Here is a 23,215-nt window from a genome sequence, read left to right as displayed (position 1 = left end):
AACAACTCTCGACTTTTTTTTCAAATCAAATTTTTCGAGCGATGAGTCAAAAACGTTCGAGTTTAAAACCTTTGCAAGGAGCAAATCGGAATTTCAGACGCAGGCTAAATCTCAAAGGAGAAATAGCTCTGGTAACTGCGCCAACTGTCATCGTCCTATTGGTAATGGCTTTGGTAGAAGCTCTCAGCCAACAGCGCCTACTATTTGCATCCCTAGCTTCCAGTGCATTTCTGATTTATCTTGACCCCCTGCACGGTACAAACGCTGTGAGGACGCTGATTTTAGCTCAAACAATGGCTGCTAGCATTGGATTTATTACTTATTCAATCTTTGGTAATGGGTATATTTCTGGTGGCATTGCAATGGTAATTGCTATTGCTTTCATGATTTTCTTCGATGCAATGCATCCCCCTGCTGTTGCCACTTCTCTAAGTTTTGCCTTCAAAGCCGGTAATGTAAGTAATTTATTTTTATTCGCTCTAGCCCTGGGCATAACTGTCTTATTAGTCGGTTTAGAACGCTATGCCTTATGGCTACTATCACATTATACTGAAGGGTAATATCAAGGCATCTTATTCTAGATTTACGTGATTGAAATCCAATAAATTACACTGGCGATCGCAATCTTTGTGAAACTTAATTTATTGAAAAACTTTGACCCGCGACCTCGACTTTTCATAGCTGTTGGAGTCGCTTTATTAATTTTGGTAATAATTCCACCTTGGCTGCATTTAGCAAGTCGTATTCTCTGCGCTTGGAACTTTGGTGCTGACTTTTTCTTAGCCATAACTTGGTGGAAAATGCTCAAAGCTACACCAGAAAAAATTCGTCGTTACGCAGAGGATGAATATGAAGGACATTTGGCTATATTCATACTCGTGATTGCTGCGGCTTGTGCTAGTGTTTTAGCCATTGGATTTTTATTAACTGATAAAGAACAGTTATCAAAAATGATGCTTAGCCTACATGTCATACTTTCAATTATGACAATTATAGGTTCATGGTTATTGGTACATACAATATTTGCAGTACAGTATGCACATATTTATTACAAATATAATAATCAGAATAATAGCGAAAAAATTACCAGAGGTTTAGATTTTCCTCATAACGACTATCCAGACTATTGGGAATTTTTGTATTATTCATTTGTAATTGGCATGACTAGCCAAGTCTCAGATGTGCAAACGACATCACGCGATATGAGGCGCTTGACGTTGCTACATGGTATATTATCCTTCTTTTTCAATACCACGATTCTAGCTATGAGTATTAATATTATTGCATCGTTAATCTAAAATTTTTTTGACTCAGCCAAAAGTATGATTATTTAGTTCTCTACTTAGAGAAAGATGGTATTGGATGATTAATTTTTTAGTATGAACTTCAGTAAAAAGAATTGGAATTAAGTTTATGCCAGAACAAGGAATCAATCAATTACCTGAAGACATTAAACAACAATTACCCGAACACGCACAGCAGATTTTTGCAGCAGCATTTAGCGCCGCTCAAAAAGATGGTTTCAGTGAAGAAGGTGCCCGTGAAGTTGCTTGGAATAGCGTCAGAAATGAGTACGAACCAGGTGGCGATGGCAAATGGCACAGAAAGCCTGAAGATACTGCCATACATAATAAATCTGTGACCTCTGGTGGCAACTAATGGTTTGTCCCATTAGTTCTGATAGGTTCGTAGTAATCACTTTAGCAAGAAAGGCAGAGGGCAGGAGGCAAAAGGCAGAAGGTAATTCTGATTCCTGCCCTGTGCCCTTTGCATAGCTGCCTTCTTTAGTGCTTAAAAATCAAGGACTAAAGTCCTTACTACGAACATTTTTCCTACAAAATTAATGGGACAGACCACTAAGTTAGAATTACTCATCAATACAGCAAAACTCAGTAGACCGAAAAAATTTGTGTGCTGTTTATTAACTTTAAATTTGCTGTAATTTCAGGGGAATATAAATATCTTGAGAATTAGGGTTAAGGTAGGGACGCCGTAAGTCAATGGCATGGCGTGTAAAATGTTGGTTAATCACCCTCATTCGTTCTTCCATTGCGTTCTTACCTTTTTGCCATCCTTCTAACAAGGCATTAGCAACGATTTGACAACGGTTCATACCAAAACTTTCTTGGGCGGCAAATTTTTGACTTGGTTCTTCAGCTAAACCTAACCCTGGTGCTAAAAATTTGGTAAACAAGGGAATTTCTTGGTGGAAATGAAATTGATTCTCTGGATAAATTCTTTCAAGGATGCTGTGGATTGCTGCATAGTCTTGGAGTTCAAAATAGAGTACCCCTGAATCATAGCGTCCGTATACAGAAGGATTATGGAGAACCTGAAAGTTAAAAGCAATGGAGGCTGCATTGAGTTGCAGTGTTAGGCTATTCATAAGAGCGATCGCACCAGATGGGGTTAAATTAAAGTAAATTCGCCCTGTTCCTAAGTCACTGTCTGGATTTTTTTGCTGTTCTTGTGCCACATTACTAACTGCCACATAATAACCGTTTTGTAGACGATTTTTAGGCATCCAAATTGCTACTATATCACCTACTTTGGTAGATTTTTTACTTGATTCTAAGTGACAGTCCGGCTCAATATAAAGCGTTAAACCGCCTTTTGTCACCGCCATCGTACCATCAACTTCTCGCCGCAACACTTCCCATTTTGAGTCAAAGTAGCCTATACCGTGATTATTTTCGTGTAGTTGTTTGTAGAAATCCCAATCAATATCCGAAACATAACTATCTTCTAAATTAGATTGAGATATGTGATGTTTAATACTAGTATTAGGTATTAAACTATTTTGTAGGGAGCCATTGTAATAGATACCATAGAGAAAATTTCGCAGTAGTAGAGTCAGATACTTTTGTTGCAAATCTGCTGGGGTTTGCTGAAATCTCTCAGCTACTTTAGTCGGCAGAGCAAAGGGTTGATATTTGGGATGGTAAATACAAAAATTTGACTCAATCTGGATATTGTGAGCAATATCTAATAGAGAAGTCAGCGGTTGATTGGCAGAATATAGCATTAATCCATTTATAACTCAATAAAATAAAATTCCAAATCATAAAACTATGATGGGGCAAAATCCTCTGAGATTTACCATCGGAGAAATAATATGCACAAGAATTTAAAATTTCGTAAAAATTCAATACTCAAAATTCAGAATTCACAATAAATACAGTGCGATCGCTGTGTTAATTCATCACATATAGACTTCTATTTCATTGGGTGAAAAAATTAGTAGAGTTTGATTACTTTTTTCCTGTTCCCTCCATAGGTCAATGATTTAGGCAATCAAAGGAGATTTCTATATTTTGATGATTGTTTAACTACTTTGATTCCTGAATTCTGAATTATTGCTGTTGGGTTTCTTGTCATTAGCAACCACGAAGTCGAGTTTTTTCGTAATAAATCCGAAGTAACTGCTGCTCTTTTTGAGGTTGAGGAAGTTTATGAATTTTGGCCACAGGGTTGACAATTTCTGACTGTGAGATGCCGAAAATATTCAACACAGCCTGTTCTGGCATAGTGAGTAAACTTTTAGCTACTTGCAGCATACAGATATCAGTATTGCTAAAGTATTTTTGGCAAGTCATTCTATCCTGGATTTGATGAATCAGTACCAGCCCTGCAAATTGCATAACCCGCGAAATCAAGTCACTACGGTATTCTAAAATCATCGGGAAAGCATGGAGGTAAGACCTGATGAGGGCAATCATTGAAGGCTGTAAAAGCTCTAGGGGTATCAACGCCAAATGTAGAGATTCTTCTAATTCAATGGTGGGGTCTACTACTAAACTCTTAAGCCAAATTTCTAAATAGCTTGCTAATAAAGTTCCTAAATCAAAAGCTGGATCTCCCCAAGCACAAGCTTCCCAATCAATTAGCCGCACTAGGCAATTGTCTAGTTGCTGCCACCGAGAATGAACTAAAATATTGTTCAATTTCAAATCGTTGTGAGTCAGGCAGCAAGGGTTCCACTCATATGCCAAATCTGCGATCGCAGATTCCAAACTCTCATATTGTTGATAGAGAACATAGAATTTCAACGCATCGCTGGGAACAGTACCAAAAATTTCTGGGCTAATCGAACCTACCCCCTGGGCTGGATTGTAAAAGCCATAGCGAAACTCTCCTTGGGGAGCAGCTGCCATAAAATCCCTATATTCCCGGCGTTGGAAGGTTGTACGATGCAATCCTGCCAAAGCTGTGCCGATGGCATAAGCAATTTCTGGTGGAAAAATTCCATTATTATGGTATAATGTCCCAAGCTCTAGGTAGTCACTTAAGTAGTTGCGGACGAGGATAGAATTTTCTTCGTCAAAATGCACTACCAATGGTGCAATTGTCGAAACATTACCGAAAACTGGAAACTGCTGGAGCAATTGATGAAACAGCCACTCTTTGAATAATTCATGGGGCTGACCTTCATTGTTAACGTTACCTTCTTGTTTAAGGAGCAGTTTGCGATTATCGGCAAGAGTTACCACTAAATTAAAATTTTTCTTGCTACTCCCTGGCAAATCAGATTCATCTGTTCTGCCACCTTCTGAGTTACACAGATCCGCGTCTTGCAGATACTGGATAACGTTGTGAGAAGACAGTGATAATACCATGTATTATTTCCTACTTCGTAAATTACCGTAAATTCATCCGTGTTAGAATTCCCTCAGCCCTGGCAGTTTTGAGTAGATAGTAACTAGTGTGTGCGAACAAGAATAAAGATTTGTACAGTCTACTAATATCGCATATTTACGATGGAAACCTGCCAAAATGGCACCTAGCTCTTTATAATTGCTTTAAAATCGCCTCCATGACTCCGTGACATCTTTACACTTCCTCAGCGTACTTACTTAGACACATCTAGAGTAAATTTTGTGGTAGAGCCTTTTTATTTAGCTCTGCGTCCCTTGTTTGTAGCGGATTAGCAGCATCCCCAGCAAAAAAAACTGATTGGCGGCAGATGTCAATACTTGTCGGGTTTTGGGGAAAAGGGGAAAGAAAAAACCTTTAACCTTTACCCGGTTGGTGAGCTTGTCGAACCATTAACCTTTTCCCCTTTCCCCAATGCCGAGTTAAAAATGCACAAAGCGAGCAGCATTGCGGCAGATGTTGTCAGTAGTCATCCTGAAAGCAGCGAAGAATTTCAGCAATTCTTCGGGGTACGAAGCATGACTTTCAACGTTATTATTTTTATTTATCATCACAAAGCCAAAAAAACCGGAAATTTTCTCCGGTTGGTAATTATTTTCTGGTGAAATTTTGATAATTGATACCCCAAAGCCTTGCTGCTAGGTGATTTGTGTCACTTGCAAGCTTTCGACGATGTACACAAAGGCTACATGAGTGGTTCTTATGGAAGTAATGTTTTGTGAAGCGATCGCCAAGCGTTAATTTATAAACTAGGGATGTGCAGCTGTATGCTGCTACCGACGATTAGAGTGTGTTACGGCGAGCTAGTGCTGTGGGTAGGTTCTTTGAGTTGAGACAACTGAGGAACCTGAAGAGCTTTAGCCTAGCGCACTATGTTATCTTAAAAAACAATTATTTTAAATAATTATGGCCAACCAAAGCAATGCTCCTCCTGCTGTTGATTATGCACCTCTAGAATTACAAGGGGAATTAATGGCTATGCAACAATTAACAACTGAGGAATTATTAACTATTGCTCAAAGTCAAGTTCCAGACACACAACAAGAACTACATTTGCAATTATTAGAAAAAAATCAAAACAATCAATTAAGTGAGTCAGATAGGTTTTTGTTGGGTTCTCTAAGAGTCAGTGCTGATTATTTAATGCTGAAAAAAGCTTATGCTTATGCACTTTTACAGTGGAAAGGCTATTCTCTTGCAGATTTGGAGCAATTAGCAGATTAATACTAGTGTCATCGAGTATTTATTGCTCATTTCTTATTTTACCCAAATCCCTATTTGTTCATACTTACTGTCTGGTTGTAACTCTTCAGCATCAATCGCTGTAACCAGAAAATCTATTTTTTTCTGCCATTTTTTTAAATCTTCTTCGTTTTGCAAATAATTACGATGTCTTAGCATACAGAAAAAAACTTCTTGACATATTACCTCTACTTCCTCTAAAAGTTTAGTTTCGACAGTTTGACATTCATGAACATATTTGCTACGTGCGTCATAAATGTCTTTGAGCTTCTTCTTTTGATCTAAGAAATTATTAGCAAGTTTTTTAAATGTAATCAAAGCAACACGTTCAGAAATAGACTTTGTAGAGGCTCCCTTTTCACCGAAAACTAAATCAAGTGCAATAACAAAGTTTAAAAAAGATTCATTAAATTGTTCATCTAATAAATTTCGTTTTGCTTTTCCAAAAAACGATATAAATTGTTGTATAGTTTGAGGTATAGAGATTTTATCGTCATCGATATCAGTATCAAATTCAGATTTTAATCTATCCTTAATTTTGTTAATTTTTTTGTCTCCTCCAAGCCAGTTAAATGCAAAAATACCTTTTGTTAGAGGTACGCCATAACCATAACTATCACCTTGAAACTTGAGAAATATACTAACAAAAGTACCAAAAGGGAATTGTTTCAGACTTCTCTCATCAAAAAAATTTGCACCAGCAGCAGTCAATAAATGTTGCTCTTTCTCGAAGGTAAGCCAAAATTTATTTGCATAATCGTTACTGATTTGCTCAAAGTAATTATAAATTATATTGTCCGAGTGGTTATTACCAGAGTACTGCCAAATACTTCCATATTCACAATTAATTTTTCTAACTAAATCCTTCCAATATTGTATTATTTTTACACTATAAGATGTTTTTTGAATAGCTAATTTTCCTTTTAGGTCATCTTTATATCTATCAAAGTAATCACAACCAGCTTTTTTGCATCTATACTCAAGTTGGCTAAATCTTTCACCATCAAAGTTTTGAATTCTGAATGAGCCAAAACTACATGAAAAATCATCTAATGAAAATGGTAATATAAAAATTTGTGATAATTCAATGGAAACAATAGAGTCTAGTATTTTATTTAGATAATCTATTGGTCTATCTTTACGCTTAGGTTCTAAACAATAAGCGGCTAAAATCGCTTTTATAATTCCCTCATTATGAGGATGGTTTGTCTTCTCCAACTCGGATCGTAATTTTCTTGTTAGTGCATCGAATGTAAATTGAGGAGAATCTTGATACCATAATTTATATTCTGGATACACAACAGTAGGCGTTTTTGTATTTGAGCTACCAAAAGCTTGTTCAACTGCTACAACAGATTTATAATCTGAAGAATTTTGAGGCTGTGAGATGGTTAAACTGCCAAGAAGCGCCTCTAATGCTGGAATTGTAGGTAAACCCATATTGTCAAAAATCTCCTTGATTTAATTACTTTTGTGACAAGCCCAAGTTTTTACTAATTCTAAATAATTCATTCCTATATTAAAAAAATATTACTTATCTTCCTTTACTTCTTTACAAGAAACACAAAAAAAGGGATAAGCCGAAGCCTATCCCCAAAAAAATCAATTAATCAATTAACATCAAGTTCCACTAGTCCAAGAGTTGATGTACTCAATTTGGTCTGGTGTTAGACTATCAATGGTAATTCCTAACGCCTGTAACTTGAGTCGAGCAATTTCTTGGTCTACTTCAGTAGGAATGGAGTGTAAACCAGGTTCCAACTTACCTTTATTCTTCACGAGGTATTCAACAGCTAAAGCCTGGTTGGCAAAGCTCATATCCATTACTGCGCTGGGGTGTCCTTCCGCAGCGGCGAGGTTAATCAAGCGTCCTTGACCGAGAACCACGACTGATTTGCCGCTTTTTAACTTATACTCTTCGGTGAAAGGACGGACTTCTTTGATTTCCTTAGCTTGACTAGCCAAGTATTTCAGGTCGAGTTCGATATCAAAGTGACCGGAGTTACAAACGATCGCACCGTCTTTCATCGCGTCGAAATGTTCGCCACGAATCACGTGTTTGTTACCGGTAACTGTGATAAACAAATCGCCGACTTTAGCGGCCTCTGCCATTGGCAGGACGCGGAAACCATCCATCACAGCTTCAATTGCTTTGATGGGGTCAATTTCAGTAACAATTACGTTACCACCCAAACCACGGGCGCGGAGTGCTGTACCTTTACCGCACCAGCCATAACCAACAACGACGATGGTTTTACCAGCTAAGAGAATGTTTGTAGCGCGGATGATGCCGTCAAGGGTCGATTGCCCAGTACCATAGCGGTTATCAAAGAAGTGCTTGGTGTCAGCATCATTTACATTCACTGCGGGGAAGGTGAGAACGCCATCTTTGAACATGGCCTTCAGGCGGACAATTCCCGTTGTGGTTTCTTCGGTGGTACCAATCAAATCAGCGATTTGGTGTTGGCGTTCTTGGATTAATGTCGCAACCACGTCGCTACCATCATCAATGATGATATTGGGGCGATGATCTAAAGCGATTTGAACGTGGCGGTTATAAGTGGCGTTATCTTCGCCTTTTTGGGCAAAAACGGGAATTTCATGATCGACAACGAGGCTAGCGGCTACGTCATCTTGGGTTGATAGGGGATTGCTTGCAATTAGCAGTGCATCAGCACCACCGGCTTTGAGAGCGATGGCCAAATGTGCTGTTTCGGTTGTGATGTGGGCGCAAGCCACAAGGCGTAAGCCAACAAAGGGCTTTTCTTGAGCAAAGCGATCGCGGATTTGTCGTAAAACTGGCATTTCGCGTCCAGCCCATTCAATGCGCTGTCTTCCCAAGGCAGCTAGGCCGAGGTCTTTAACCTCGTGCTTTAATCGGGGAGAAGTTGCGGTCATCAAAAGTTACCTCAAAAATGTGAAAAAGTTACGTAAAACTTACGCACTCTACTAGGTTATTCTACGACTGGCAATTTACGCTCCAAAGAAAGCAAATTACTAGTCAAGACTCCTCAGAACTAGCTTGACGTTTGATTCGTCTAATGTCAACTTCATAGCCAGCTTTTTCCTTTTTGTTTTATCTTTGGTAAGAGTATGACTATTCTTAGCTTTACTTGTTCATTTTCAGTACACTGTCATCTATCTAAAGATTGATAATAATCAAAAAAACATCAAAATTTCATCATCAGAAGGCAAATACTTAACTTTAGATAGGTACATTTACTCAAAATTATTGAGCAGGATGGTTATGAAATTAGTCAATAGTAAATTTTACTCAAGGAGGTGTTTGAGTGCGCTTTCAATTTTTGGCAGCCGCGAAGGGAATTGTGTTACCCAGCTTTGCTAAAGGTTCAAAGGAGCAGGAACAGGTATTAAAAGCAGGAACATACCTGGTTACTAAGCCTGTGACACACTTGGACGCTTTCAATCAAGTGTCCCAAAAGGGTGTCTTACCTAAAGACCGCAGAGGTTTAGGTGTCATAATGGCGATCGCAACTTCGATGGCTGTAACCGTTGTCTGTGTGCCAAAAGCCACCGCCCAGATTCCTTTTCTACCGGAATTACAAGTTCCCAGCACTGCAAGCAACGATTCCAATGATAGAGTTGTTTCTGGCTGGGTTTATTTGGATGGTCGTCGCTTATTTCAAATAGCCGCATCAAAAACTAACTTTCCTGAGCGTTTAGAAGACATCCAAAAGAAACTAGAAGCAATTAGCCAATATTATTTTCAGTTACCAGCGAACACACCAGTCAAAGTAGAAGTTCGCAAAGTCAACGAATTACCAGTAATTTATGTCAACGACCAATATCTGATGACCGTCACTTCTGAGGATGCTGGACTGCGACAGGTGGATATTTCAACATCCGCAAATCAAATCGCTGACTCATTAAAAGAAGACTTACAACAGGCAAAACAAGAGAGACAAACTCAATTTTTAATTGACCAAGGTAAGATTGCTGGGGCTACCGGGCTGGTAATGATTGTCATGAGTTCGGCGGTATATGGCTGGCAAAGACGTTCCAAAAAAAATTCCGACTCCGCTACCTTCCAAGCCCAAAAGGAACTCTTAAATTCCCCAACTTTAGCAGCAGCTCAACCAATTACAACACAACTAAATCAACAGCAAGTCCGACACGTCCAAGAAGCAAAGAGAAGATTGTTCCAGCTAACTCAAGCCGGAATTTGGGGAGGTGGAAGTTTCTTTATTTTGGGTTTGTTTCCTTATACACGAGGATTTCAAGTGGCAATTCTCGCCGCCGCCCAATTTCCTTTGCGCTTAGGTGTTGTGTTATTGGTAACTTATGTAGCAGTGCGTCTAAGCTATGCCTTAATTGACCGCTTCACCTCCACTTTGATTAGAAGTAGTGCTTTTATCACTCCAGAAGATTCTGCACGTCTACAATTGCGAGTTTCCACATTTTCTGGTGTGACTAAAAGTATTGCTACAGCTATTTGCGTGGGAGTGGGCTTTTTGTTAGCCCTGGTATCCTTGGGTATAGATATCGTTCCCTTGCTAGCGGGTGCAAGTTTGGTTGGTGTTGCCGTATCTTTGGCTTCACAGAACTTGATTAAAGATGCCATTAACGGTTTCTTGATCATCCTGGAAGACCAATATGCCTTGGGCGATGTGATTAATGTGGGAGATGTGGGAGGTTTAGTAGAAAACTTAAATTTGCGGATGACCCAAGTGCGGGATTCCGAAGGACGGTTAATCACCATTCCCAATAGTGAAATTAAAGTTGTTGCCAATCTTTCTAGCCGTTGGTCGCGAGCCGATTTAACAATTCCCATCGCTTACCAAGCAGACACAGAAGAAGCTTTGAAGTTGATTAAAACCGTTGCAGACAAGATGAATCAAGAACTGCAATGGCAGCGTCAAATCTTAGAACCACCGCAAGTTTTAGGAATAGATCAATTTGGCGATCGCGGTTTGATTATTCGTGTTTGGATTAAAACACGGCCCCTGAAGCAATGGGATGTGGCACGAGAATTTCGCCGTCGTCTGAAAATCGCCCTAGACGAAGCTGGAATTTCCATCTCTGTACCTCAACAAGCAATTTGGGTCAACGATCCTGAGTTGTTAAATGTACAGAGTAACGGCAAATCTAATTAGGAATAGGGAGATTATGAGGTAGAGGAAAGGGGAAAGGGGAAAGGGGAAAGGGTAAAGGGTAAAGGGGAAAGGGTAAAGGGGAAAGGGTAAAGGGGAAAGGGTAAAGGGGAAAGGGATAAAGTTAAACTTTCCCCCTTACCCCTTCCCCTTTCACCATTGCCTGGAAAGCCCATTTTCATTTTAGTACAAAAGTACTATAATATAGATAGCGTTGGCAAAGCCTAGCCAAAGGCACAATGGCTGCGTGAAAAACTTGTGGAAGATGGGTTAAAGGGTTAGTTCGATGATGAAGCATTATATTCTCAACCTCAATCCGACTGCTAAGCATGAATGGGATCGCTGCATTTTACGTGACCCCCTCACAGCCAAACGTCCGGATATTGCCAAATTAATTGCTGAGGCAGTTGGCGCAGACACAGGCAGTTATTTGGTGAGTGTAAATATCGAAGTTCAAGTGTTAGAACAAGCTGCCGTACCTCAAGCCGAACAACTCTCCCTTTCGTTTTCAGAGGTGAGTCCCTCACAACTGCGGGAAGCTGCTTGAGGTATGGTGCAGGATTTCACAACATATATTGTTGGGTTGCGTTTGGCTAAACCCAACTTCAATTTTTTTGATAGCAAGCAGGGAACATGAGGTACAGAAACAGATTAAAATTCAAAGTTTAAAAACTCTCCCTAAAATTGGTGTACCTCATATACCTCAAAAGCGCTGTATTTCTGGGAATTTCCGAACTGTCAACTGTCAACAGTTAACAACCAACACTCTCGGCAGTTTATGAGACTAACTCAAATGCACCTATGTCTACTTTGCAACCAGAGATGCGGGGGAAGCCAATACCGCGTTGGTTGTAAGGTATTGGCTCTGTGGTATTACCGTCTCCGTCTAGGTCTGTGATATCGGGAGGTATATCTTGATTTTTGCCGCCGTTGATGGCTGGGCTACCAGCAACTAGGGCATGGGTTTTGACTGAACCACCGTTGTTTTGCAACTTGAGATCGATAACTTTGGCGATCGCAACTTTTAACTCTTCGCTAGTTTTAAAGCCTGTACTGCCACTGCGTCGGCCAATTAGGTTATAGCCATTGCTGGTGAATTTACCTACAACATCCGGGTTGATAGGGTTAGTTGCAGACTTGTTGTTGCCAGCAATGATGCTGTTTTTAATCTTGGCAGTACCTTTATGATTGTAGATGCCACCACCTTTGTTGTACTTGCCTTCCGGCTTATTGTAAGCGGTGTTGAGGACGATAGTGCTGTTGCTCACAGTTAAAGTACCATCATAGTTGTAGATGCCGCCACCGCCGTAGAATGCCGAGTTACCACTGATGGTGCTATTGTATACTGTTACAGTGCCATCATAGTTGTAGATGCCGCCGCCAAAGCCTTCGTAGTAGTCGTAGTTGACGTAGCCTAATGCCTTATTCCCACTAATAGTGGTGTCGATCAACTTTAGGATGCCATCGTCATTGTAGATACCGCCACCGTTAAATGTTACCTCATTGTTACTGATAGTGCTGGCGATCGCCGTGAAGGTGCCACCATTGAATATGCCGCCGCTGTAATCTGCATCGTTACCACTGATGGTGCTGTTCTTCAGGGTAAAGAAGCCATCATTGAACACACCACCGCCGCTAAATCTCGCTGTGTTGCCACTGATAATGCTGTTGCTGACCATCGCAGTACTATTGGTATTGTAGATGGTGCCGAAACCGTTGGAGATACCGCCACCGTAGTAAGCTCCATCGTTACCACTAATCGTACTGTTGCTAACAATGAGGGTGCCATTGTTGGAGATACCACCGCCTGAACTGTCAGATTCCCCCCCTACCACGTTGTTGCTGATGGTACTGCTGATTACTGTCGCAGTGCCAACGTTGTAGATACCGCCACCATAGTTGGCATTATTACCGCTGATGGTGCTGTCCCTAACGATTAATGTACTTTTATTGTAAATACCGCCACCAAAATATCCAGTGTTATTACTAATCTTGCTGTTTCTTACTGTCAGGATGCCGTCGTTGTAAATGCCACCCCCACCTAATTCAAATGAGGTATTGTCTGCATAATTGCTAGTGATGGTGGTGTAGCTAACAGTCAGGATGCCAGAGTTGTAAATGCCACCACCTGAGGCTCTTTCTGCACGATTGCCACTGATAGTGCTGTTATTCACCGTCATATTACCAAAGGTGGTATTGTAGATACCGCCGCCTGAACTGGGGTAGTAGTTGCCGTAGTCGTAGTTGATTGCCTCATTGCCAGTAATGGTGCTGTTGCTCACGGTGAGGATACGACTGTTGTAGATCCCACCGCCGTCGGATATTGCATTGTTACCACTGATGATGCTGTTGTTCAGAGCTAAAATACCAGTGTTGTAGATTCCACCACCGCTGTAGTTCGCATCGTTGCCAGTAATGTTGCTGTTGTTCAGTGTGAGAGTGCCAGTGTTGTAGATGCCACCACCGTTGTCGGCACTGTTGCCAATAATATTGCTGTTGCTTAAGCTGAGGATACCACTATTGGAAATAGCACCACCGCCTCCTACTTTACTGTAGCTATTGGTAATAGTCAGTCCGTTGATGGTAGCAGTAACACCAGCATTAATATCAAAAACACGAGAAGCACTGTTTTTAGTAATAGTTAGTAAGCTTGCATCTGTACCTTGAATGGTGAGGTCATCTTTGATGGTGAAACTACTGCCACTCAAACTGATGGTGTCAGCAATATTATCAGTAAACAGCCCACCAAATTTAATAATGTCTCTTCCTGTAAGGGCATTGGCATCGAGAATTGCTTGCCGTAGCGAACCGACACCGCTGTTGTTGGTGTTAGTGACGGTAAATGTAGCCATTTATATGACTCCTGCTTTTTATTAAGTGTATAAATTCCGCCCAAGGCTAGTGCTTCTACTCCTGGGAATCTTGGGCATTTTTTCATAGTCACTAGGTATTCCACAGTGAGTTTTGTTAAAGAGAAACTGTAACGCTGCTCCAAACAGCGCTTGCGTTTGTGTGTATGAAAATGCGATACTTGCGGCGAACTGTGCTGAGCGCTCAGCGCATTCATTGAGTTCTAGCAAAACTCAAAATGTAGTCAAGGTTTGCTATAACTCAGGTAAAACTATTGATTTTTTCAGCCAAATCTTTAGGGAATTAGTCTCTCACTTAGTGGAGATTTATGCAAATAAGTTTGAATTCAAAACCTGACTTAAGAAACCTATTATACACAAATACAAAATTCCAAATTAAATTTTCTTGAGAGTTTATTTTAACTTAATATTTATCTCTACTAAGTAAAGATACTGTAAATTAGTTATTGATATTTTTGGCAAGAAATAAATTTTACAGACTTTTAGCTAAAGTTAGGTAAAACTGACCAAAACAAAGTCTTTGAGTCGGTTCAAATCAGTACTTTTTTACTATAATAGATATATAGCATTCACCAAACTTGGTTAAGTGTAAAACTGCTCTGTGACAGCCTTTTGGAAAATGGATTCCGGAGTTAGTCTTATGCTGAAGCCTGAAAATATTGACTACAGAGGAAAATTATTAGATGATGCAACTGAGTCATTATCCAGCTGCCATCGCCCAAGCTGCTCAACGAGCTAATGAAATAGATTCTCAGCTGATGGCAGTACAGCAGCAAATTAATAGATTTGAAGGTAATGCGGATCGCGTCGCCGCCTTTGAGATGGATTTGAAAAATGATGCTCAACGCAAGGCTAGGCGTTTTGAGGTGCTGCTTGTAAATCAAGAATATCAAAAGGCAATGGATACTTTAATCCGCTTGACTGGGGAAAAGGCAAATGCCCTGGGACATTTAGAATATCTGCGTAACCAGTTTAGTGTAGCAAAGTTAGAAGCTAGATTAGCGATCGCTCAACAATTGACTGATTTTGAATCTCGCGAATTAGTCGGTTTGTAATTGTATAGCATGAACCCAAATGTAGAGACGTTGCATTGCAACGTCTCTACAGGGATTTGTTATATTCTCTCGGACAGCAGTTGAGCAATTTGCTGATTAATAGTTGCAACATCAAAACGTTGACTAGCAGTAATTCTGGCATTCTTCGCTATAGTTGCAGTTATTTCTGTCTCTTGAAGACAGGTGATAATCATTTGTGCAAGTTCCTGGGGTTCTCCTGGTGTTACTAGAAAACCATTGAGTCCGTGTTCTATTAATTCCATTGCACCGCCAGCTTTGGCTGCAATTACAGGTTTTTCACATAGCATTGCCTCAACAATGACTCTGCCAAAAGGTTCTGGAGAAGTTGAAGTGTGTGCTACTAAGTCACAAGCTGCCATTAATTGGGGAATATCTGAACGAAAGCCTAAAAATTTGACGCGGTTTTCTAGTCCCAATTTAGCAACTTGTTCGTGTAACTGTTGGACGTAATTTTGTTCGCCAAATAATGCATCGCCGACTAAAATTGCTGTTACCTGTGGCGGACATTGAGCAAGGGCATCAATTAAAATATGCTGCCCTTTCCAAGGTGCAAGTCTGCTAAAATGTCCAACTACAAATTTTCCTTGTAACTCTAAATTTTGCTGTAATTTTTTGATGTCATATTCATTAGTTTGATAATTTTTAAGTTCAAAGCCGTTATAGACAACTTCGATGATATCTTGCCGTCCTCCTGCTTTTATAAAAGCTGTTTGACTAGCTTGAGAATTAGCAATTACTAATGATGCAAAACGATTAGCTAGGTTGACGGCTATGCGAAGATTAGTTTGGCTAAAGTGTTCTGTGGAAAGAATATCATGTAAATGATATACCAAAGGACGACGACTGAAAAAACTTGCTATTGCTCCTACAACTAATGCCTTTTGGGTGTTGGCGTAGATTAAATCATATTTACGCGCTTTTTTAATTACTTTAATAATTAAAGGTATTAGTTGTCTAAAACTATTTAAACCTTGGATGAAACCGCTTTCTTTGCGAACTGCGATCGCTTCATTTCTCAAAACTTCTACCGGAATATTATTTTGCTGTAGTAACTGTTTAAATGAACCATCTGCAAATAAACCTACTAAAGCATTTTGTCCATAGGGTTTAGCAATATCGATTAAACACAATTCTGCACCGCCTGGTTTACCGCTTTGGTCTAAAAAAAGAATTTTCATAAAACCTCTGTTTTATCAATTAATTTTATTCATTCTGCACCCCTACTCTTAATTCTGAATTCTGAATTCTATTCTAATAAAATACTCCGGACTCGCTGGGCAATTTGATGCCAATCATAATGTGTAATCGCATATTGGCGACAGGCTTCTCGTGAAGGGATGGGAATATTTCCTAGTAGTGCTTGTTCTAATTTTTGGGCAATCGCTGATGCTTCGATGGAAGTAGTAATTAAATCCGGTGAAAACTCTGCTAAAATTTCTGGCATTCCACCCACTGGCGTACACAAAACTGGAGTACCACAAGCAAGAGATTCAACTATTACTAATCCAAATCCTTCAAAAGATTGACTAGGAACTACAGTTAATTCAGCAGCTTGATAAGCTATCGGTAATTGGTCATCAGGTAGAAAACCTAAGAATTTAACGTTGTCGTCTAATCCTAATTCTGTAGCTTGTTGTTGTAGTGTAGATTGGATGTGACCGCGACCGGCGATCGCCAGCCAAATATCTGGTATTCTGGGTTTAATGATGGCGATCGCTTGTAATAATTTATCAACACCAGTGCGATGCACCAAGCGGCGTGATGTAAATAAAATCCGACGATTATTAGGCCAGCCTAATTGTCTACAAGCTTCCTGCGGTGATAAATTTGGTTGAAACCAATTAATATCAACCCCACCAGGAATAACATTAATTTTTTTCCAAGGTACTTGGTATTTTTGGTGTAAGATATTGCCAAATGCTTTGCTAAGAACAATAAAGCGATCGCACCGATTATAAGTTGTTTGTTCTATCAGCCAATGCTTAATTAAAAGACTGAGATTTTTATTAACTACTTCCTGCTTACTTTCAAAAGCCCAAGGGCCATGAAAGTTAAAAGTAATGGGTACTTTTTTCGGTAAAATATCTAAAATCGGAAAGCTATATAATGCAAAATGTAGATTAATTGCATCTGGTGTATTTGTTCTAGTCTTCTGGAAATTTCTACGAATTGACCATAATCTTTGACAAATATTAGTATCAACTGTAGCTAAATTAGTCAGCTTAATTGGAGAATTTGGTTGAGCTTCTGGAAGTCCAACTCCGCATAATTCAATTTGGTCTTGATTCGCTGCTAATTTATGAGTTAGTTCATAAATATACCTTTCTAATCCTCCAGGATTTTGAGGAAACCAGCCTAATCCCAAAGTAAGAATTGATGCAGAATTTGAAGTAAAATTTTCTTTGTGATTTATCACTGATGTTTATCCTATAAATGTATTAAAAGATATACAGCTAATAATATAGCAATCCTATTTTAGTTGTGAACAATATCAGTGTTGACTGTCAACATAACATTTGATATTTCACAAAATCTTTGGGATTTATTTTTTTTTAAGAGAACACCACTTTATAAACTATTTATATCTTCACGTCAACAAGCAATAATAACTTGTGTTTTAGTTAACTGAATCATACCGAAGATGATAAATTTAATACTAGTGATTATCACAACATAAATGGTAGACAGTGATATCATGTCCGCATAATTAGTTATGATTCCCACAGCCATTGTACCCCACCCCTTAATCCCCTCCCCGCCGGCTCTTAGGGGAGACAAAGCGTAGCTTTGGCGGGGTGGGGTTTTTCGGATTTAATAAGTAATCAAGTGGACATAATATGAAAGCCTAAAAACAAGATAAATTAATCAATGTCTAGGATTTTTGTATTATTTTTTACGATTTTAGCAACATAAATAGTAAATATTCATACCTGGAATATCTTTTTAAATTTACTTATATTTTTTGTGCGGATTTAGAAAATGATAGTTGTATATACAATCAGTGAAGAAGTTGCAAACATCAAAAATCTCATGCAGAGGCGCAGAGATAAAATTTGATTTTTATAGAGAATTAAATAAAATAATATGAATAATCAATTAATTGTGCGGTTAATCAGGCTCTATCAAAGGTGCAGAAATATCTGGAATTTTAGATATTTGTTAAGAAAGAAAACTTTTAAATTTTTAATTAGTCTAATGGTTGGAATTTTTATTACTACCATTGGCATTACAACAGATTGGGCAACCAGTGGAACATCTACACTCACCTATAAAACATCGTGGATAGGTAATAGTATTGGTAGCGGCAATCTGCGGATACAAAACAATATAGAAGCAATGTATGTTACTCCTGATGGTACAGTTTATACTAACAGCCATTGGGATGAAGCGGGAACGGAAGCAGGAATCTATAAGGATGGTAAAATTATCAGTGCCCTGAGTGATACCCACGGTTGGGGTCGTGGTGGTGGCAAGGCTATAACAGCAAATAATAAATATATTTACCTTGCCATGACTCAAGGTTCAATTGGCAATACAAAAGAAGATTATCCAGCAGAAAAAACAGCTTGGCACTCTGTTAGACGTTATGATTTGTCAGGAAAAACAGCACCGTTTCCTGGGGGACGTGGCTGGGATAAAAGTATGTTAATTGTCAGTAATAAAAGTGAAGTTACTGGATTAGCAATTATAGACAGTGAGTTATATGTGAGTGATTTTGCTGCTAATAAAATTCGGATTTTTGATACTGAGACCATGAAGGAACTTCGCAGTTTTAGTGTTGTTAATCCGGGGGCGATGGCAGTTGATCAGCAAAAAAATCTGTGGATAATTCAAAACAAAAATGGTGGTAATCCTGCGAAGATTTTACATTATTCCTCAAGTGGCAAGCAATTACCCCAGGAGATTGCAGATATTGTAGAACCAACAGCGATCGCCATCAATCCCCAAGGTAAGCTGTTAGTGGCAGAAAATGGTTCGCTTCAGCAAATCTTAATTTATGAGATTAAAGATCCGCCAGTACAAATAGGCAGTTTTGGCTGTAAAAACGGTATTTATACAGGAATTTCTGGTGAGATTCGAGATTTGAAACTGTATGGAATTACCGGAGTTGGCACAGATGCATCAGGTAATATCTATATAAATAGTAATGGTTTCAACAAATCAGGAACAGACTTGCGGAAATTTGCGCCATCAGGTAAATTACTGTGGCGATCGCTAGGTTTAATATTTGTTGATAATGCAGACGCCGATCCTAAAACCGATGGTGTAGATTTATTCACCAAACAAGAACAATATCAAATGGATTATAGTAAGGCTGCTGGTAAGCAATGGACTTACAAAGCCTACACCTTAAATCCCTTCAAATATCCCCAAGATCCACGTCTGCATACATCCCCAGATGCAACCTTTGTGCGCCGCATCCAAGGAAAGCCGTTTTTGTTCCTCACAGATATGTATAACAGCTTTCTGCAAATATATCGTTTCAATCCCGCCACAGACGGTAAAATTGCCATCCCAGCCGGAATGTTTGTTGGTACTAATGGTGCAGACAAACCATTTTTGACTGGAAATTGGCCGCCTTATCAACCACAAAAAGGTGAATGGATTTGGCGAGACAGCAACGGTAATGGCAAATTTGAAAACAACGAATACGATACCAGCAAAGATTATCCCTACATCGGCGGTTGGTGGGTAGACAGCAAAGGAGACGTTTGGAAAGCTTTGCGAACCCAAGATGGTATAGGTATCCGACATTATCCATTACAGGGAATTGATAGCAAGGGGAATCCCATCTACAGTTATAGTTCAATGGAAAAGCAAACCACTCCTAAGATTTTTAACGATTTGCGACGCATTGAATATTTCCCCCAAACAGATACCATGTATTTGTCAGGCTTCACAGTAGATCGTCCCGCATTTGGCGATGATACCGGAGTTGCGGGTTCTGAAATTGCCCGTTTTGACAATTGGAGTAAAGGAAATCGCACACCTCGTTGGCGGGTTGTAATTCCCCACGACACCACCGGTAAACGGGAAGTTTCCACAGCCGCCATGAGTGTAGCGGGAGATTATGTTTTTGCTGTCACAGTTAAAACCGCAGAGGTATATGTTTACAATGCAACCACAGGAGTGCAAGTACAAAAGTTAAAACCAGACCCAGAAGTTGGTAGCGAAAGTGGTTGGATTGATATACCTTATGGTATTCGCGCTTTTCGCCGTTCCAATGGTGAATATTTAATATTTGTTGAAGAAAATTGGAAAGGAAAAGTGATTATGTATCGCTTAGCAGGGTGAGCATTTATATCGATTTTGTCCCGGACATGATATTATTTATTAAGGCTATGTTTTTCGTTCATAAAAACAAGCCTTAATTTTTTGTTTCACTGCGTAATTCCTCTTTAAGCCAGAGTTTGATATCAATTGGCATTCCCTAGTTCAGCCAGGGAATAAAAAATTAGGAGCATGAAACAGTGTTTTGGAAATTTGTCATCAGTGTTTTATTATTGCCCACTTGTCTGGGATTAGAAATTGCCGCCGCATCTGAAAAAAATGAGTTGCAGATGCTACAAAGCCCTGAAGAATTAAGCAGCCCAATTTCTCAGACACAAAGCAATCAAAATATCCTGAATTCCTGGTCAAATTCAGTTACAAAAGATTCTTCAATTCCACAAGATTCAGAAGTTGATAGCGAAAAATTAAAACATCGAAAATATCGGCGCTATCACCGGAGACATCGTCGATATTATCGCCATCGTAGGTATTATCGTCAATGGCACAGAAATTATTACCGTCAAAGGATTTATTATCCCGAAGATATTTATTACCGTAGACGGTATCATCATCGACACAGGAATTACCATCAAAGGGTTCATGACCCTCTATACCGTTATTATCTGAGAAACTATGACTATCTGCATAGAAATTGCCACGGGCATTGCTATTAGTCATTAGTCATTAGTCATTGGTCATTAGTCATTAGCAAATAGCCAAAGACTAATGACAATAACATGTGTATTAACGTAGCCCATTGCGAACAGTATTAAACTATCTTTTGTTGCTTTTGAGTTAAATGCATCGCAATTCCTTTTTCATAATAAGCCGCTTCATTGATAAAAATCGGATAAACAGTAGATACTCCTTCATATAAAATATCTGTATCTGCAAAAGTCCTAAATATTGGCTCACCTGGATTTAGAGGTTCATAATCTCGAAACTGAACCTGGGGATGAATCATCGCTTGAATTTCACCTTGTTCATCTCTGGGATAATCAATAGTTCCAATATATTCATAAAATGTCAGATTATTGTTTATCTGTGGAATATGACCTTGGTTGTACCATGTAAAATATTCTAAAATTGCATAAATTAGTTGTTCTGTTTGTTGAAATAATTCAGCATTTAAGACATTTTGAGCGACAGCACCAACTTCAATCACAAAACCTAATTCACATACAGAACGCAGAAAACCGCCTTGTTTTGATTGCGGATTAATATACACTTTTACTAAGGAATTTATCGAAGTTAAATAAGCAGCTAACCGCAGTAAAAAAGGATGCATATCGCAAAAAATCAAAGTTAGCCCCATGTTGGCGGTTGTGCTATGTAAATCAATGATTACATCTACGAAAGGCTGATTTTGCGGTTGTAGTATTTGTTTAATTTCTTGTGCCCGCGTATCTTCATAATTTAAAAAATTTGAATTTTGTAAGTTTTCCTTGCTAAAGCAACGATTTAAATCTTTGTCAATATAACGCTTCCTTTGTGCAATAGCTTTGAGATTACCAAGTAATAACAAAGTTTCCCAACTTGGTCTATTAATTAAATTGGGATATTGCTGAAATTTTTTAACTAAGTATACTCCTGTTAACTCATTGCCGTGAGTTCCTCCAACGATCGCCACTCGTTTAATCTGACTCATAAAAACCTCGTCATCAAAGCTTGTAGGCTAGACATTATAATGCCCACCCTACTCTGGTTTATTCAGAGAAAAATCTCTATAGAAATCAAAATAAACAAAATGCTAGTATATGTCCAATATTTATTGAACTTATACAATATATATTAAAGATATAATAGCTAGACGCTAATGTCATAAATCAGACAATTAACGCAGACAAATATTCCTTTCCCATTCCCCAGTCCCCAATGATAGAACTTAGACATCTGCGATACTTCATCGCCGTGGCTGAAGAATTAAACTTTAGTCGTGCTGCTGAAAGATTGCATATTGCTCAACCACCTTTAAGCCAACAAATTCAAGCACTAGAAGCAGAACTAGGGCTTCAATTATTTGAGCGTAAAAAACGCCCCCTACAGTTAACTGCTGCTGGAAAAGTCTTTTTCACAGAAGCGCATTTGGTATTAACTCAGTTAGAACAGGCAATTACCTCTGCACAAAAAGTCAGCCGGGGGGAAATTGGACGCTTGGTAGTGGGAACTAATAGTTCTGTTGCTAACAGTGTTTTGCCAGATATTTTGCAAACTTTTCACCCTTTATTTCCAGAGGTGATACTAGTGTTGCGGGAAGTTAGTTCTTCTGAACAGGTAAACCAACTGCGCGATCGCTACATCGATATTGCTTTTGAAAGACTACCTAACAACAATTTAAATGATAATTCTTTAAGTTTTCTGCCGATTTTGCAAGAGCCTTTAGTCGTTGCTTTACCAGAAAAACACCCTCTAGCAGCAAAGTCACAAATTCCACTCATTGCCCTAGCAGATGAACCTTTTGTTTTACCACCAACCGACTTGGTACCATCATACAGTCAAATAATTAACCTTTGTCAGCAGGTGGGTTTTTCGCCAAAAGTAGTACAGGAAGCAACTTGGATGGTAACTGTACTTAGTTCCGTTGCAGGTGGACTTGGAGTCACATTGCTTCCCGCTAACGCCCAAAGTCTACAGCGAAAGGGAGTAGTCTACAAACCAATTCAAGGAAAAAACTTAACTTCAGAACTAGCCGTGGTTTGGCGACGAGATGATACATCCATCGTTTTACAGCAATTTTTAGAAGTCACAAAAAGTGTGGCGAGAAAAATGGGGAATGGGGAATAGGGAATAGGGAATAGGGCATGGGGCATGGGGCAAGGGAAAAAGGGGAAAGGGGAAAGGGGAAAAGGGGAAAGGGGAAAAGGGGAAAGATTAAATTTATTTTTTTTCCCTTTAACCTTTAACCTTTTCCCCCCATCTCCCCATCTCCCCATCCCCCCATCTCCCCATCTCCCCATCTCCCCATCYCCCCATCTCCCAATCTCCCAATCTC

At 39.3% G+C, this 23,215-nt stretch carries 19 protein-coding genes; 10 read left to right on the top strand and 9 right to left on the bottom strand.

Going from position 1 to position 23,215, the window contains the following annotated elements; genetic code table 11:
• The first annotated feature begins 41 nt into the window (after positions 1-41).
• The 3 genes from VF06_RS16235 to VF06_RS16225 all read left to right on the top strand — a co-directional run bounded on the left by VF06_RS16235 (position 42) and on the right by VF06_RS16225 (position 1,659).
• Positions 42-560, top strand: coding sequence for an HPP family protein (locus tag VF06_RS16235; RefSeq protein WP_099067489.1), 519 nt, complete (start codon positions 42-44; stop codon positions 558-560).
• A 69-nt stretch (positions 561-629) separates the two neighbouring features.
• Positions 630-1,298 (top strand): DUF1345 domain-containing protein, encoded by a 669-nt coding sequence (locus VF06_RS16230; RefSeq protein ID WP_099067490.1) that lies wholly within the window; start codon positions 630-632, stop codon positions 1,296-1,298.
• 115 nt (positions 1,299-1,413) lie between these two features.
• Positions 1,414-1,659, top strand: a complete 246-nt coding sequence (locus VF06_RS16225; protein WP_099067491.1) for a ChaB family protein — start codon at positions 1,414-1,416, stop codon at positions 1,657-1,659.
• A 268-nt stretch (positions 1,660-1,927) separates the two neighbouring features.
• On the opposite strand, the gene VF06_RS16220 is transcribed toward VF06_RS16225, so the two are convergent.
• The gene (locus VF06_RS16220; RefSeq protein ID WP_099067492.1) at positions 1,928-3,025 is read right to left on the bottom strand and encodes a T3SS effector HopA1 family protein; all 1,098 of its coding nucleotides are present in this window, start codon (positions 3,023-3,025) and stop codon (positions 1,928-1,930) included.
• A 352-nt stretch (positions 3,026-3,377) separates the two neighbouring features.
• Complete coding sequence (locus VF06_RS16215) at positions 3,378-4,616, bottom strand: phosphotransferase family protein (protein WP_099067493.1); 1,239 nt, start codon at positions 4,614-4,616, stop codon at positions 3,378-3,380.
• Between the two features lie 357 nt (positions 4,617-4,973).
• Between VF06_RS16215 and VF06_RS16210 the strand changes: the two genes are divergently transcribed.
• A complete protein-coding gene (locus tag VF06_RS16210) occupies positions 4,974-5,258 on the top strand; it encodes a hypothetical protein (protein ID WP_099067494.1) in 285 nt (94 codons plus the stop codon).
• 301 nt (positions 5,259-5,559) lie between these two features.
• Entirely contained in the window at positions 5,560-5,877 is a 318-nt protein-coding gene (locus VF06_RS16205) for a hypothetical protein (protein ID WP_099067495.1), read from the top strand.
• A gap of 33 nt (positions 5,878-5,910) precedes the next feature.
• On the opposite strand, the gene VF06_RS16200 is transcribed toward VF06_RS16205, so the two are convergent.
• Both VF06_RS16200 and ahcY read right to left on the bottom strand, forming a co-directional pair.
• On the bottom strand, positions 5,911-7,335 hold the full coding sequence (locus tag VF06_RS16200) for a HEPN domain-containing protein (RefSeq protein ID WP_099067496.1): 1,425 nt from the start codon (positions 7,333-7,335) through the stop codon (positions 5,911-5,913).
• Positions 7,336-7,515: 180 nt separating this feature from the next.
• Positions 7,516-8,793, bottom strand: coding sequence for an adenosylhomocysteinase (gene ahcY, locus VF06_RS16195; protein WP_099067497.1), 1,278 nt, complete (start codon positions 8,791-8,793; stop codon positions 7,516-7,518).
• Positions 8,794-9,377: 584 nt separating this feature from the next.
• On the opposite strand from ahcY, the gene VF06_RS16190 reads away from it, so the two are divergent.
• Positions 9,378-11,009 carry a mechanosensitive ion channel family protein gene (locus VF06_RS16190; RefSeq protein WP_242062046.1) on the top strand — a complete coding sequence of 544 codons (1,632 nt, stop codon included), beginning with the start codon at positions 9,378-9,380 and terminating at the stop codon, positions 11,007-11,009.
• 283 nt (positions 11,010-11,292) lie between these two features.
• Positions 11,293-11,553 (top strand): hypothetical protein, encoded by a 261-nt coding sequence (locus VF06_RS16185; protein ID WP_099067498.1) that lies wholly within the window; start codon positions 11,293-11,295, stop codon positions 11,551-11,553.
• A 229-nt stretch (positions 11,554-11,782) separates the two neighbouring features.
• Here VF06_RS16185 and VF06_RS16175 read toward each other — a convergent pair whose 3' ends face one another.
• The gene (locus VF06_RS16175) at positions 11,783-13,858 is read right to left on the bottom strand and encodes a beta strand repeat-containing protein (RefSeq protein ID WP_099067500.1); all 2,076 of its coding nucleotides are present in this window, start codon (positions 13,856-13,858) and stop codon (positions 11,783-11,785) included.
• A 701-nt stretch (positions 13,859-14,559) separates the two neighbouring features.
• On the opposite strand from VF06_RS16175, the gene VF06_RS16170 reads away from it, so the two are divergent.
• Positions 14,560-14,931 carry a hypothetical protein gene (locus tag VF06_RS16170; protein ID WP_099067501.1) on the top strand — a complete coding sequence of 124 codons (372 nt, stop codon included), beginning with the start codon at positions 14,560-14,562 and terminating at the stop codon, positions 14,929-14,931.
• Between the two features lie 59 nt (positions 14,932-14,990).
• Here the strand turns inward: VF06_RS16170 and VF06_RS16165 are convergent, their stop codons facing one another.
• Positions 14,991-16,130: a glycosyltransferase family 4 protein gene (locus tag VF06_RS16165; RefSeq protein WP_099067502.1), complete on the bottom strand. Its 1,140-nt coding sequence runs from the start codon at positions 16,128-16,130 to the stop codon at positions 14,991-14,993.
• A 68-nt stretch (positions 16,131-16,198) separates the two neighbouring features.
• Complete coding sequence (locus VF06_RS16160; protein ID WP_099067503.1) at positions 16,199-17,368, bottom strand: glycosyltransferase family 4 protein; 1,170 nt, start codon at positions 17,366-17,368, stop codon at positions 16,199-16,201.
• 779 nt (positions 17,369-18,147) lie between these two features.
• Here VF06_RS16160 and VF06_RS16155 point away from each other — a divergent pair.
• Complete coding sequence (locus VF06_RS16155) at positions 18,148-20,247, top strand: NHL repeat-containing protein (RefSeq protein WP_099073274.1); 2,100 nt, start codon at positions 18,148-18,150, stop codon at positions 20,245-20,247.
• A 351-nt stretch (positions 20,248-20,598) separates the two neighbouring features.
• Here VF06_RS16155 and VF06_RS16150 read toward each other — a convergent pair whose 3' ends face one another.
• Entirely contained in the window at positions 20,599-20,901 is a 303-nt protein-coding gene (locus tag VF06_RS16150; RefSeq protein ID WP_099067505.1) for a hypothetical protein, read from the bottom strand.
• Between the two features lie 91 nt (positions 20,902-20,992).
• Complete coding sequence (locus tag VF06_RS16145) at positions 20,993-21,871, bottom strand: aspartoacylase (protein WP_099067506.1); 879 nt, start codon at positions 21,869-21,871, stop codon at positions 20,993-20,995.
• Between the two features lie 227 nt (positions 21,872-22,098).
• Between VF06_RS16145 and VF06_RS16140 the strand changes: the two genes are divergently transcribed.
• Positions 22,099-23,007: a LysR substrate-binding domain-containing protein gene (locus VF06_RS16140; RefSeq protein WP_306419476.1), complete on the top strand. Its 909-nt coding sequence runs from the start codon at positions 22,099-22,101 to the stop codon at positions 23,005-23,007.
• The last annotated feature ends 208 nt before the right edge of the window (positions 23,008-23,215 follow it).

The sequence above is a fragment of the Nostoc linckia z4 genome, from assembly GCF_002608075.1.
Taxonomy (GTDB): domain Bacteria; phylum Cyanobacteriota; class Cyanobacteriia; order Cyanobacteriales; family Nostocaceae; genus Nostoc; species Nostoc linckia.
The sequence above is the reverse complement of the archived record's forward strand: the minus strand, read 5'-3'. Positions and strand labels throughout refer to the sequence as shown.